Origin of the sequence: Pseudomonas sp. RSB 5.4 (genome assembly GCF_037126175.1) — a bacterium.
GTDB classification, from domain to species: domain Bacteria; phylum Pseudomonadota; class Gammaproteobacteria; order Pseudomonadales; family Pseudomonadaceae; genus Aquipseudomonas; species Aquipseudomonas fluorescens_H.
Genome location: NZ_CP146986.1, coordinates 3,453,346 through 3,466,058 on the forward strand (window position 1 = coordinate 3,453,346; position 12,713 = coordinate 3,466,058).

The 12,713-nt window shown below is 60.7% G+C and carries 12 protein-coding genes and 1 other RNA gene; 4 read left to right on the forward strand and 9 right to left on the reverse strand.

Annotation, left to right across the window (positions count from 1 at the left end):
- From mraY to rsmI, 9 genes are all read right to left on the reverse strand, one after another.
- Positions 1-1,083: a phospho-N-acetylmuramoyl-pentapeptide-transferase gene (gene mraY, locus V9L13_RS15515; protein WP_007961631.1), complete on the reverse strand. Its 1,083-nt coding sequence runs from the start codon at positions 1,081-1,083 to the stop codon at positions 1-3.
- Entirely contained in the window at positions 1,083-2,450 is a 1,368-nt protein-coding gene (gene murF / locus V9L13_RS15520; protein ID WP_338799964.1) for a UDP-N-acetylmuramoyl-tripeptide--D-alanyl-D-alanine ligase, read from the reverse strand. The genes mraY and murF overlap by 1 nt, the downstream gene beginning before the upstream one ends.
- On the reverse strand, positions 2,443-3,906 hold the full coding sequence (locus tag V9L13_RS15525; RefSeq protein ID WP_338799965.1) for a UDP-N-acetylmuramoyl-L-alanyl-D-glutamate--2,6-diaminopimelate ligase: 1,464 nt from the start codon (positions 3,904-3,906) through the stop codon (positions 2,443-2,445). The genes murF and V9L13_RS15525 overlap by 8 nt, the downstream gene beginning before the upstream one ends.
- Positions 3,906-5,645, reverse strand: coding sequence for a penicillin-binding protein 2 (locus tag V9L13_RS15530; RefSeq protein ID WP_198286827.1), 1,740 nt, complete (start codon positions 5,643-5,645; stop codon positions 3,906-3,908). The genes V9L13_RS15525 and V9L13_RS15530 overlap by 1 nt, the downstream gene beginning before the upstream one ends.
- Complete coding sequence (gene ftsL, locus V9L13_RS15535; RefSeq protein ID WP_003228022.1) at positions 5,645-5,938, reverse strand: cell division protein FtsL; 294 nt, start codon at positions 5,936-5,938, stop codon at positions 5,645-5,647. The genes V9L13_RS15530 and ftsL overlap by 1 nt, the downstream gene beginning before the upstream one ends.
- Complete coding sequence (gene rsmH, locus V9L13_RS15540; RefSeq protein WP_103520624.1) at positions 5,935-6,876, reverse strand: 16S rRNA (cytosine(1402)-N(4))-methyltransferase RsmH; 942 nt, start codon at positions 6,874-6,876, stop codon at positions 5,935-5,937. Before rsmH ends, ftsL begins: the two co-directional genes overlap by 4 nt.
- Positions 6,877-6,878: 2 nt before the next feature.
- Positions 6,879-7,334 carry a division/cell wall cluster transcriptional repressor MraZ gene (mraZ, locus tag V9L13_RS15545; RefSeq protein ID WP_003228026.1) on the reverse strand — a complete coding sequence of 152 codons (456 nt, stop codon included), beginning with the start codon at positions 7,332-7,334 and terminating at the stop codon, positions 6,879-6,881.
- A 401-nt stretch (positions 7,335-7,735) separates the two neighbouring features.
- Positions 7,736-8,088: RNase P RNA component class A (rnpB, locus tag V9L13_RS15550), an RNA gene on the reverse strand.
- 73 nt (positions 8,089-8,161) lie between these two features.
- Positions 8,162-9,067: a 16S rRNA (cytidine(1402)-2'-O)-methyltransferase gene (rsmI, locus tag V9L13_RS15555; RefSeq protein WP_080593268.1), complete on the reverse strand. Its 906-nt coding sequence runs from the start codon at positions 9,065-9,067 to the stop codon at positions 8,162-8,164.
- 177 nt (positions 9,068-9,244) lie between these two features.
- Between rsmI and V9L13_RS15560 the strand changes: the two genes are divergently transcribed.
- The 4 genes from V9L13_RS15560 to V9L13_RS15575 all read left to right on the forward strand — a co-directional run bounded on the left by V9L13_RS15560 (position 9,245) and on the right by V9L13_RS15575 (position 12,691).
- The gene (locus tag V9L13_RS15560; RefSeq protein ID WP_003228032.1) at positions 9,245-11,056 is read left to right on the forward strand and encodes a penicillin-binding protein activator; all 1,812 of its coding nucleotides are present in this window, start codon (positions 9,245-9,247) and stop codon (positions 11,054-11,056) included.
- The gene (locus tag V9L13_RS15565; protein ID WP_003228044.1) at positions 11,056-11,418 is read left to right on the forward strand and encodes a YraN family protein; all 363 of its coding nucleotides are present in this window, start codon (positions 11,056-11,058) and stop codon (positions 11,416-11,418) included. Before V9L13_RS15560 ends, V9L13_RS15565 begins: the two co-directional genes overlap by 1 nt.
- Before the next feature lie 104 nt (positions 11,419-11,522).
- Positions 11,523-12,116 (forward strand): phosphoheptose isomerase, encoded by a 594-nt coding sequence (locus V9L13_RS15570; RefSeq protein WP_003228045.1) that lies wholly within the window; start codon positions 11,523-11,525, stop codon positions 12,114-12,116.
- Positions 12,113-12,691 carry a BON domain-containing protein gene (locus V9L13_RS15575; RefSeq protein WP_338799966.1) on the forward strand — a complete coding sequence of 193 codons (579 nt, stop codon included), beginning with the start codon at positions 12,113-12,115 and terminating at the stop codon, positions 12,689-12,691. The genes V9L13_RS15570 and V9L13_RS15575 overlap by 4 nt, the downstream gene beginning before the upstream one ends.
- The last annotated feature ends 22 nt before the right edge of the window (positions 12,692-12,713 follow it).

The following is a 12,713-nucleotide window of genomic DNA, read 5'->3' on the forward strand; positions in this document are numbered from 1 at the left end:
CTACCTCAGCTTCAGGGTGGCAAGGCCGATCAGCACGAGAATCACGGTGATGATCCAGAAACGGACGATCACGCGTGGCTCGGGCCAGCCCTTGAGTTCAAAGTGGTGATGAATCGGTGCCATGCGGAACACTCGGCGACCGGTCATCTTGAAAGAAGCAACCTGGATCACCACCGACAGGGTTTCCATCACGAACACGCCGCCCATGATGAACAGGACGATTTCCTGACGGACGATGACCGCAATGGTGCCCAGTGCCGCGCCCAGCGCCAGTGCGCCGACGTCGCCCATGAACACTTGCGCCGGGTAGGTGTTGAACCAGAGGAAGCCCAGACCGGCACCGATCAGCGCGCCGCAGAACACGATCAGTTCGCCCGCGCCCGGCACGTAAGGAATCAGCAGGTATTCGGCAAATTTCACGTTACCCGACAGGTAGCAGAAGATGCCCAGACCGCCGCCGACCATCACGGTTGGCATGATCGCCAGACCGTCGAGGCCGTCAGTCAGGTTGACCGCGTTGCTCGAACCGACGATCACGAAGTAGGTCAGCACGATGAACCCGGCGCCCAGCGGAATGCTGTAGTCCTTGAGCATCGGCAGGATCAGCGTGGTTTCCACCGGCGTGGTCGCGGTCATATAAAGGAAGATCGCCGCGCCCAGACCGAACACCGACTGCCAGAAATACTTCCAGCGACTTGGCAAGCCACGGGAGTTCTTCTCGATCACTTTGCGGTAGTCGTCGACCCAGCCGATGGCGCCGAACAGCAGGGTCACCAGCAGCACGACCCACACGTAACGGTTGCTCAGGTCAGCCCACAGCAGGGTACTGACACCGATGGAAGACAGAATCAGCGCGCCGCCCATGGTCGGCGTACCCGACTTGGACAGGTGCGATTGCGGGCCGTCATTGCGCACGGACTGGCCGATCTGACGGTTCTGCAGGGTGCGGATCATCCACGGGCCATAGCACAGCGACAAAACCAGCGCGGTCAGCACACCGAGGATCCCGCGCAGGGTCAGGTACTGGAAGACCGCGAAGCCTTTGTAGAACTGTTGCAGATACTCCGCTAGCAGCAGCAGCATTAATGTTTCTCCAGACTGGACCCGCACAGAGCCGCAACGATGTTTTCCATCGCTGCACTGCGCGAACCCTTGATCAAAATGGTGGTGTTTGTGTCCTGCTCGGCGTCGAGGGCCTGGATCAGTTCGGCTTGCGTGCCGAAGTGATGCGCCTCTTTGCCGAATGCGTTCACGGCGTGGACCATGTTCGGTCCGACCGCGTAAAGCGCGGAAACCTTGCCCCGGGCATATTCGCCCACGTCGCGGTGCCCCTGCTCCGCCCAATCGCCCAACTCGCCGATATCTCCGAGCACCAGGACGGTGCGGCCGGAAAAGCCGGCGAGTATATCAACGGCAGCGCACATGGAGGTGGGGTTTGCGTTGTAAGTGTCATCGATCACGCGCATGCCGTTCTTCGCCAGTTGCGCGACGGTGCGACCCTTGACCGGTTGTACCGCGCCAAGCCCGGTGGCGATGCCGAACAGCGACACGCCCAGAGCGTGCGCGGCAGCAGCGGCGGCCATGGCGTTGGCGACGTTATGGGTGCCGAGCAGGTTCAGTTGAACGTGTTCCACACCTTCAGGGGTATGCAGGTTGAAGGCCGGGCAACCTCGCGCATCGGTGCTCAGGTCGCTGGCGTAGAAGTCTGCCTGAGGATTGTTCAGGGAGAAGGTCAGCACCTTTCGTCCGCCGGCGCGAAGCTTCCAGATACCGAATGCCTTGTCATCGAGGTTGAGCACGGCGATGCCATCCGCCGCCAGACCGTCGATGATCTCGCCTTTGGCCTCGACGATTTTTTCCGGCCCGCCAAATTCGCCAACGTGGGCAGTACCCGCGTTGTTGAGGATCGCCACATGCGGCTTGGTCAGCCCGACGGTGTAGGCGATCTCACCCAGACGCGAAGCGCCCAGTTCGATCACGGCAGCGGTATGTTCCGGCGCCAGTTCGAGCAGGGTCAGCGGTGCGCCGAGATCGTTGTTCAGATTGCCGCGAGTCGCCAGCACCGGACCGCGAGTACGCAGGATGCTCGCGAGCATTTCCTTGACCGTGGTCTTGCCGCTGGAGCCGGTGATGGCCGCCACTGGCTGAGTGAACGCGGCACGGTTCAACGCACCCAACTGGCCGAGGGCCTGGCGGGTGTCCTTGACCAGCAGTTGCGGCAGGGTGCTGTCGACGACTTCGCGCTCGACCAGTGCCGCCACCGCGCCTTTGCCGGCGACGTCGTTCAGATAGTCGTGACCGTCGAAGCGCGGGCCAGTCAGGGCAATAAACAGTTGGCCAGCGGTGATCGCCCGGCTATCGATGCTGACGCCATCGAAACTGGCATCGCTGCTGATCAGACGTGCGTCGAGCACGTTGGTCAGTTCGCTCAACTTCAGGGCCTTAAGCATGAGCCACCTCCCATGCGGTGAGGGCATGATCGGCTTCGACCAGATCGGAGAAAGCGTGACGCTCGCCGTTGATTTCCTGATAGTCCTCATGGCCTTTGCCCGCCAGGACGATCACGTCATCCGCCGAGGCAGCGGCGATCAGCTGGGCGATCGCCTGACCACGACCGGCAACAAAAGTGACTTTATCCACAGCGGTGAAGCCGGCACGGATGTCGTCGAAAATCTGCGCTGGATCTTCCGTGCGCGGGTTGTCATCGGTGACCAGCACGCGGTCGGCCAGACGCTCGACCACTTCGGCCATCAGCGGACGCTTGCCGCGATCACGATCACCGCCGCAGCCGAACAGACACAGCAACTGGCCTTTGACGTGTGGGCGCAACGCGGTCAGAACTTTTTCCAGCGCATCCGGGGTGTGGGCGTAATCGACCACCACCAGCGGCTGAGTGCCGCCGCCCAGACGCTGCATGCGTCCGGCCGGGCCTTCGAGTTTCGGCAGCACTTTGAGAATTTCGTCGAGCGCATAGTCCAGACCGAGCAAGGCGCCGACCGCCGCCAGTACGTTGCTCAGGTTGAAACGACCGAGCAGCGTGCTGCGCAGATGATGTTCGCCCTGCGGCGTGACCAGCGTGGCGCGTACGCCGTGGTCATCGAACTGTGCTTCACGGCAAAACAGGTAGGCGCTGCTGTCGAGCAGGCTGTAAGTGATCAGGCGCGAATCGCGCTTTTCGGCGGCCAGTTGCCGGCCGAAATCGTCGTCGAGGTTGACCACGCGGCACTTCAGGTCATTCCAGGCGAACAGCTTGGCCTTGGCCTCGGCGTACGCCTCCATGGTGCCGTGATAATCCAGGTGATCGCGGGACAAGTTGGTCATTACCGCGACGTCGAACGCCAATGCGGTAACGCGGCCCTGGTCCAGACCGTGTGACGAGACTTCCATGGCCACGGCTTTGGCCCCGGCCTTTTTCAGGTCGCCCAGGGTCGCTTGCACGGCAATCGGATTCGGCGTGGTGTGCAGGCCGCTTTCCAGCGCGCCATAAAAGCCGGAACCCAGCGTACCGACGATGCCGCAGTGCTGGCCGAGCAGATCGAGTGCCTGCGCAACCAGTTGGGTCACGCTGGTTTTGCCGTTGGTGCCAGTGACCCCGACCAGGTTCAGGTGATGGCTTGGCTCACCATAAAAGCGCCCGGCGATATCGGACAGCTGCGAAGCCAGACCTTTGACCGGGATCAGCGGCACTTCGGTGATCGGCAGCACGGTGGCGCCTTCCACTTCATAGGCAACTGCCGCCGCGCCGCGCTGCAAGGCATCGGCGATGTGCGCACGGCCATCGAATTTACCACCCGGCACGGCAAGGAACAGGTCACCGGCGCGTACGTTGCGACTGTCCAGCGCCAATTCACGGATCAGCAGATCGTGGCCGGCGTGGGGGAATATCTTGTTCAGACTAAGAGACATCAGCCGCGCCCTCCATTGGCTTTCAGCGGAACGGCCGGCGTAGCGTTGGCCTGTTGGGTGGTCGGCAGGTTGTCCGGGGTCACGTTCATCAGACGCAAAGTGCCGGACATCACACGGCTGAACACCGGCGCCGAAACCAGACCACCGAAGTAACCGGCCTTGGACGGTTCATCGATCACTACCACGATGGCGTAGCGCGGGTCGCTCATCGGCCCGAAACCGGCGAACAGCGAGCGGTAGGAGTTTTCGGCGTAGCCCTTGGTGCCCACCGAAGTCTTACGCGCAGTACCCGATTTGCCGGCCACGTGATACGCCGGCACCTGCGCACGGAACACGCCGCGCGGTGCTTCGATCACTTGCTGCAACATGCCCTGCATGGTTTTTGCAACCGCTTCCGGCAGGACCTGAGTGGTCTGCGGCGGCTTGTCGGTTTTGATCAGGGTCAGTGGTGCGAGACGACCGTTATTGGCCAGCGCCGAGAACGCGTGAACCAGCTGGATCGCGGTCACGGAAATACCGTAGCCGTACGACAGCGTCGCGGTTTCAGCCTTGCGCCAGTCGCGGTAGTTCGGCAGGTTGCCGACACGCTCGCCCGGGAAGCCGAGACCGGTGTCCTGGCCAAGGCCGACTTTTTGCGCGAGACGGTAAATGGTCTCACCGCCGATATCGAACGCGACCTTACTCATGCCGACGTTACTGGAATTGATCAGGATGCCGGTCATGTCGAGCACCGGACCTTCAGTCTTCGAAACGTCCTTGATGGTGTACTTGCCGATCTGCAGTGAGCCCGGGTACACCTCGACGGTGTCGGTCGGTTTCCAGCGGCCGGATTCGATCGCCGCGCTCATCGAGATTGCTTTCATGGTCGAACCCGGTTCGAACACGTCGATCATCGCGCGGTTACGCATCATCGCCGGCTGCAGGTTGCGACGGTTGTTCGGGTTGTAGGTCGGCTGGTTGACCATGGCGAGAATCTCGCCGGTCTTCACGTCCATGATCACCAGACTGCCGGCCTTGGCGCCGTTCTCGATGATCGCGTTGCGCAGCTCGCGGTTGGCCAGGTATTGCAGACGCAGGTCAATCGACAACGCCAAGGGCTTGCCGGCCTTGGCGTTCTTGGTGACCTGGACATCCTTGATCAGCCGACCACGCCGATCCTTGATGACCTGCCGTTTGCCCGGCACCCCGGCCAGCCACTCGTCGTAGGCCAGCTCGACGCCTTCGCGCCCGTGATCGTCAATGTCGGTAAAGCCGACCATGTGTGCGGTGACTTCACCGGCCGGATAGAACCGGCGGAATTCTTCGATGCCATAGACGCCTGGCACTTTCAGGTCCAGCACAGCCTGGCCCTGCTCGGGGGTCAGCCCGCGCACCAGGTAAATGAATTCTTTGTTGGCCTGGGCTTCAAGACGCTCGGCCAAGGCTTTCGGATCCTGCCCCAGCGCAGCGGCGAGTGCTGGCCACTTTTCTTTGGCCAGTTGCATTTCCTTGGCGTTGGCCCACAGCGTGGTCACCGGCGTACTGACGGCCAGGGGCTCGCCGTTACGGTCAGTAATCAGACCACGGTGTGCAGGAATCGGGATATGACGAACGCTGCGCGCGTCGCCCTGCCCCTTGAGGAAGTCTCGGTCGATCACTTGCAGGTCGATGATGCGCCAGCAGATTGCGGCCACCATGACACCGAGCAGACCGACGACCAGACGGAAGCGCCACGGAAAGAGTGCCCCTTCGAGTTTCATCATGGCGCCACCATCTTCACGTCAGCCGCGCCAGGGATGTGCATTTTCAGTTGCTCGGTGGCCAGCACTTCGATGCGGCTGTGCGCGGTCCAGGTGCTCTGTTCGAGAATCAGGCGCCCCCACTCGGCCTGCGCCTTGTCGCGCACGCTGAGTTCGTTGTAAAGGGTGTTGAGCAACTGGCGGTTCCAGTGCGCGCTGTAAGACACGCCGATGGCCGACACGAGCACGCCGATAAACAGCAGCAACATGATAAAGCTGCCGCCAGGCAGGGGCTTGGCGAAAAGCTTGCTCACCGCAACTTCTCCGCGACACGCATCACAGCGCTACGGGAACGTGGGTTGGCTTTGAGTTCGGCGTCGGAGGCCGTCTGCGCTTTGCCATGGATTTTGATTTTCGGTTCGAACGCCACGTGGCGCACGGGCAGGTTGCGCGGCAGGTTGTCGGCTTCGCCTTTCACCAGTTTGCGCATGAACAGTTTGACGATGCGGTCTTCCAGCGAGTGGAAGCTGATGACCACCAGACGACCACCGATTTCCAGAGCCTCCAGAGCGGCTTCGAGGCCGGCCTCCAGATCGCCCAGTTCGTTGTTGACGTGAATACGCAGGCCCTGGAATGCACGGGTCGCCGGGTTCTTGCCCTTCTCCCACGCCGGGTTGGCGACTTTGAGGACCTCGGCCAGATCAGCAGTGCGCTCGAACGGCTTGATGTCGCGGCGCTCGGCCACGGCACGGGCCATGCGGCCGGAGAAACGCTCTTCGCCGTACTCCTTGAACACCCGGGCGATTTCTTCCACCGGCGCGGTGTTGACGAATTCGGCGGCACTGATGCCACGGGACGGGTCCATGCGCATGTCCAGCGGGCCGTCATTGAGGAAACTGAAGCCGCGCTCGGCGTCATCCAGCTGCGGCGAAGACACGCCGAGATCGAGCAGGATACCGCTGACCTTGCCGCTCAGACCTTGCTCGGCAACCACCGAACCCAGCTCGGCAAAGCTGCGCTGCACAACGACAAAGCGGCCGTCTTCGGCCGCTAGCGTTTGCCCGGTGGCAATCGCTTGAGGATCCTTGTCGAATCCGATGAGCCGACCGTCCGTCCCAAGCTGGCTGAGGATCAGCCGACTGTGCCCGCCGCGACCGAACGTACCGTCCAGATAGCAGCCATCAGGACGTACGGCGAGAGCCTCGACGGCTTCGTCAAGCAGTACGGTGATGTGGTTAAAGCCGCTATCAATAGTCACAGGATCAAATCACGCAGTTCGTCAGGCATGGCGCCCGGTTGTTGAATAGCAGCAAGGTCAGCGGCAGACACCGCGTTCCATGCATCCTCGTCCCACAATTGGAACTTGTTCAGTTGGCCCACCAGCATCGCTTTCTTATCAAGCTTTGCGTATTCGCGCAGACGCGGTGGAACCAGAAAACGACCACTGCCATCGAGTTCGAGGTCGACGGCATTACCAATCAATAAACGCTGCAGGCGACGGTTCTCTTCGCGAAGCGAAGGGAGTGCGCGCAACTTGGTTTCAATAATTTCCCACTCGTCGAGCGGGTAGACACACAGGCACGGATCAACGGCATCAATGGTCACGATCAATTGACCGGAACTACGCGAAACGAGCTCGTCACGGTACCGGCTCGGCATGGCGAGACGGCCCTTTGCATCGAGACTGATAGCGTTAGCTCCGCGAAACACGTCAGCGTTTCTCCAATTTTTATCGTTTTGAGCTCAAAAAACCCACTTCATGCCACTTTCCGCCACTTGCGCACACTATAGGAATGCGCCCACCACACCGTCAAGGCGCGGATTAAAGGAAAACCCTTACAGAACGGAGATTTAGGAGCTTAAAAGGAGGGGTAACGACAATTTGGCAGATACTTTCGACCAATAACTTGATGCAGCACTGAAAGCTGCGCTCGGAAGTTAAAGTAATTTGTTAAGAGTAAGATTTTTTCGGTATTACAAAAGCGCTTCTGCTGTTGATTGAAGCAAGGTGGGAAATGGCTATTACCGCATTTGCCGCTGCCGGACTTTAGCGCAGGCCTGCCGATAATAACCAGCCCTGATGCCATTGATTCAAGCAGGGAAAGAAAAAGGTGGAGAGTCGATCTGTAAGCCGGGTTCTGTCTTGAACAGTCATTCGTCTACGATGGCCATCACTGGACATCTTTAGCAACCTACCCGGTCCCAGCGCGGGCCACGCCTTGGGACCCTATTTGGTCTTGCTCCAAGTGGGGTTTACCTAGCCACGAACTGTTGCCAGACGTGCGGTGCGCTCTTACCGCACCTTTTCACCCTTACCGGCGCCGAAGCGCTTAGGCGGTTATTTTCTGTGGCACTTTCCGTAGGCTCACGCCTCCCAGGCATTACCTGGCACTTCGCCCTATGGAGCCCGGACTTTCCTCCCCCCCTAATTTTCATAGAGGGCAGCGACTGTCCGATCGACTCTCCGCCGCGAAGGTTAACGGCAGAGCGCCCGAAGAACAAGCGCTAATAGCCGTGAAACCTGTCTGCGCGACGGCTTACTCGCCCTTCTGCTGATCCAGTGCGACCTGATAGAGCACGTTTTTGCGCTCACCGGTGATTTGTGCGGCCAGGGCGGCGGCACGCTTGAGCGGCATCTCTTCGAGCAGCAGATTGAGGACGCGCATCGCTTCGCTGCTGACGGCGTCTTCGGACTCCGGTGCAGACCAGCCTGCGACCAGCACCACGCATTCGCCACGCTGCTGATTGCTGTCGGCCTCGACAAACGCACGCAGCTCAGCCAGCGGTAACCCTTTGAGCGTTTCGAACGTCTTGGTGATTTCCCGGGCCAGCAATGCCTGACGCTCACCACCGAACACCGCTTCCATGTCCTGCAGGCATTCGAGAATACGGTGCGGGGCCTCGTAGAAAATCAGCGTGCGCGGCTCTTCCTTGACCGCTTCCAGACGCGCCTTGCGCCCCACCGACTTGGCCGGCAGGAAACCTTCGAAGATGAATCGGTCGGAGGGCAGACCTGCCGCTGACAGTGCTGCAATCAATGCACAGGCACCCGGCACCGGCACCACATTGATCCCCGCTGCCCGCGCCTGACGCACCAGGTGATAACCCGGATCGGAGATCAGCGGCGTCCCGGCATCGGAAATCAGCGCGACGTTATCGCCCGCCAGCAAACGGGTAATAAAGCGGCTACCTTCATCACGTTCGTTGTGTTCGTGGCACGCGGCCAACGGCGTGGAAATGCCGAAGTGCTGCATCAACCGCGCCGAGTGCCGCGTATCCTCGGCGGCAATCAGCGCCACTTCGCGGAGGATTTTCAGGGCCCGGGCGCTGATGTCGTCCAGGTTGCCGATGGGCGTCGCCACCACATAAAGCGAGCCAGCAGCGGAATTCAAAGGACCTGGAGCAGTCAAAGCGCACACCTCATGATCGGTAAAAGCCGGCATTGTAGCGCGTCACGAGGCTTGCGATGCGTTCCGGCCGAAGCCGGTTTTGCGCGTCTTTGTGCCGCACAGCAACATTTGCTCCAGCTAAATTGACGGTTTCACACCAGTAACATCGCGCCCCGGCCAGCGCTTGGGTACAATTCCACGCTAATTTGATCGAGTATCAGGAACACTTACATGATCGCTTGCCTGCGGCTGTTCACTGCCCTCTGCCTCGCTGCCTTGCTGGCGGCCTGCGCCAGCTCCCCTTCCTCCAGCCTTGGCGAACTTCCACGGACTCCGGATGCCAGCATCGAGCAACTGCTCGAACAGGCTACCCAGGCCAAGACACCGGAAAAAGCCGCCCTGTTGCGCTTGAGCGCGGCAGATCTGGCTTACCGCCAGGGTAATGCCGGCCAGTCCGCGCAGATCCTGCAACAAGTGCCGATGGAGCAACTCAAGCCAGGCCAGCAGATCTTCGCCAGCACCCTGTCCGCTGAACTGGCGATGACTCGCAATCAGCCGAAAGCCGCGCTGACTGCCCTGAGCCATCCGAGCCTGCAGCATCTGAGCGAAATGCCGGAAGACCAGCAAGTGCGCACCGGCACCGTGCATGCCCGCGCGCTGGAAGCCGATGGCCAGACCCTGGCGGCCGCTCGCGAGCGCATCTTCATCGCGCCAATGCTCAAAGGCGAAGCCGCGAGCAAGAACCACGAAGCGATCTGGACCCTGATCGCTTCGCTGCCAACCGATCAACTGCAACCCAATACCTCCGACGATCTCGGTGGCTGGATGGGCCTGGCCTTGGCAGTGAAAACCGCCGGCACCCTGGAACAGCAGCAAGCCGCGATCGATACCTGGCGCGCACAAAACCCGAAACACCCGGCTGCTATCAACCTGCCGCTGCCCCTGACCAAACTCAAGGAGCTGGCCAGCCAGCCCCTGAGCAAAATCGCCCTGCTGCTGCCGCAAGACGGCCCACTGGCCTCGGTCGGCAAGGCCCTGCGTGAAGGCTTCATGGCGGCGCACTATCAAGCGCAACAGGCCGGCCAGAAGCCGCCCGCCATCGAGTTCTACGACAGCTCCAAGCTGACCTCGATGGACGAGTTCTACCGCAAGGCCCAGGCTGATGGCGTACAACTGGTGGTCGGTCCGCTGGAGAAACCACTGGTCAAACAACTGAGCACTCGTCCGCAACTGCCGATCACCACCCTCGCATTGAACTACAGCGAAGGTGATCAAGGTCCGGCGCAACTGTTCCAGTTCGGCCTGGCGGCTGAAGACGAAGCCCGCGAAGTTTCGCGTCGCGCCCGCGCCGACGGTCTGCACCGCGCGGCGATCATGGTGCCGAAAGGCGAATGGGGCGACCGCGTACTGCGTGCGTTCAGCCAGGACTGGCAAGCCAACGGCGGCAGCATCGTCGCCACCGAACGTGTCGATCAGCCAGTGCAACTGGCCCAGCAGATCGCCGACATGTTCCAGTTGCGTCAAAGTGAGGCCCGCGCCAAGAGCCTGCAGAATGCTGCCGGCACCAACGTAGCCGCACAGCCTTCGCGTCGTCAGGACATCGAGTTCATCTTCCTCGCCGCCACCCCGCAACAGGCGCAGCAGATCAAGCCGACCCTGAATTTCCAGTACGCGGGTGACGTTCCGGTATACGCGACCTCCCACGTCTACAGCGCCAGCGGCGATGTGAACCAGTACAACGACATGAACGGCGTGCGCTTCTGCGAAACCCCATGGTTGCTGGAAGCCAACGACCCACTGCGCCAGCAAGTCACCGCACAGTGGCCACAAGCCGCCGGCAGTCTTGGCCGCCTGTACGCGATGGGCGTCGATGCCTACCGTCTGGCACCCCGCCTGGGTCAATTGAAAGCTCTGCCGGACAGCCGCATCGAAGGTCAGTCGGGCAGCCTGGGCATGACCCAGACCCAACGTGTAGTGCGGCAGTTGCCATGGGCGCAGTTCGTCAACGGTCAGGTTCAACGCCTGCCGGACACCCCGCGCTGATGCCCGACAGCTCGCACCTGCAAAGCGGTAAAGATGCCGAGCGCCAAGCGCTCGAGCATCTGCAACACCACGGTCTGCGCCTGCTGGCGCAGAACTGGTCATGCAAACGGGGCGAGCTTGATCTGGTCATGCTTGATGGCGATACAGTAGTATTCGTCGAAGTCCGCTACAGAAAAAACACTCAATGGGGTGGCGCGCTCGCTAGCATCGATGAGCGCAAACGGCAAAAACTGATTTTCGCCGCACAGTATTTTCTTCAGCGCGAGTCACGCTGGGCCGATTCCCCTTGCCGCTTCGACGTGGTGGCCATCGACAGGCACCCGGATCAATTGAACTGGTTGCAGAATGCGTTCGATGGTTGATTCTCTGCACACCACCCCGGACACTTTCACCGACAATTTTTGCTCTTTGCTTTGCGGGCTGCACATTCACGTGCCGAACAGCCGCGCCACTTAAGGTCACACAGATGGACATGCAATCCCGAATTCGCCAGCTTTTCCAGGCCAGTATCGACACCAAGCAACAGGCGATGGACGTACTTGCACCGCACATCGAGCAAGCCAGCCAGATCATGGTCAACGCCCTGCTCAACGAAGGCAAAATGCTTTCGTGCGGCAACGGTGGCTCTGCCGGCGACGCCCAGCACTTCTCCTCGGAGCTGCTCAACCGCTTCGAACGCGAACGCCCGAGCCTGCCGGCCATTGCCCTGACCACCGACAGTTCGACGATCACCTCGATTGCCAACGACTACAGCTACAACGAAGTGTTCTCCAAGCAGATCCGCGCACTCGGGCAACCGGGCGACGTACTGCTGGCGATTTCGACCAGCGGTAACTCGGCGAACATTATTCAGGCGATCCAGGCCGCACATGATCGCGAAATGATTGTCGTAGCATTGACCGGACGCGATGGCGGCGGCATGGCGTCATTGCTATTGCCCGAGGACGTCGAGATTCGCGTACCGGCCAACGTCACTGCACGTATTCAGGAAGTCCACCTGCTGGCGATCCATTGCCTTTGCGATCTGATCGACAGCCAACTGTTCGGGAGTGAAGAATGACCCCTAATCGCCTTGGCCTGCTGGCCGTGACCCTGTGCCTGGCCATCAGCGGCTGCACCTCGGTGGTGAGCGCCAGTCGAGAAGCGCCAATTGATGATGACCGCGGTACCCGCACCATCGGCAGCAAGATCGATGACTCGCTGATCGAAACCAAAGTCGGCGTTAACGTGGACAAAGCCGACCCGGATCTGGACAAGAAATCGCACATCGTTGTGACCAGCTTCAACGGCGTCGTCTTGCTGGCCGGGCAAACACCTCGCGCGGACTTGAAAGCCAAGGCCGAACAGGCTGCCGCCGCAGTGCAACGTGTGAAGACCGTGCACAACGAGCTGCAAGTCATGGAGCCTTCCGGTTTCCTGGCTCGCCAGAACGACACCTGGCTGACCTCCAAGATCAAGACCCAGATGCTCACCGACCCGAATATCCCAGGTTCACGCATCAAGGTCGTTACCGAGAACGGCATCGTCTACCTGCTGGGCCTGCTGACCAAGCAGGAAGCCCAACAGGCGACCAATCTGGTGCAAAGCGTTTCCGGCGTGCAGAAAATCGTCAAGCTGTTCGAATACATCGACTGACGCTCAACGCACAGGCACAAAA

Coding starts and splice junctions, on each gene's coding strand:
- mraY (WP_007961631.1), bottom strand. CDS start 1,083: ATGCTGCTGCTGCTAGCGGAGTATCTGCAACAGTTCTACAAAGGCTTC.
- murF (WP_338799964.1), bottom strand. CDS start 2,450: ATGCTTAAGGCCCTGAAGTTGAGCGAACTGACCAACGTGCTCGACGCA.
- V9L13_RS15525 (WP_338799965.1), bottom strand. CDS start 3,906: ATGTCTCTTAGTCTGAACAAGATATTCCCCCACGCCGGCCACGATCTG.
- V9L13_RS15530 (WP_198286827.1), bottom strand. CDS start 5,645: ATGAAACTCGAAGGGGCACTCTTTCCGTGGCGCTTCCGTCTGGTCGTC.
- rsmI (WP_080593268.1), bottom strand. CDS start 9,067: ATGCCGGCTTTTACCGATCATGAGGTGTGCGCTTTGACTGCTCCAGGT.
- V9L13_RS15560 (WP_003228032.1), top strand. CDS start 9,245: ATGATCGCTTGCCTGCGGCTGTTCACTGCCCTCTGCCTCGCTGCCTTG.
- V9L13_RS15565 (WP_003228044.1), top strand. CDS start 11,056: ATGCCCGACAGCTCGCACCTGCAAAGCGGTAAAGATGCCGAGCGCCAA.
- V9L13_RS15570 (WP_003228045.1), top strand. CDS start 11,523: ATGGACATGCAATCCCGAATTCGCCAGCTTTTCCAGGCCAGTATCGAC.
- V9L13_RS15575 (WP_338799966.1), top strand. CDS start 12,113: ATGACCCCTAATCGCCTTGGCCTGCTGGCCGTGACCCTGTGCCTGGCC.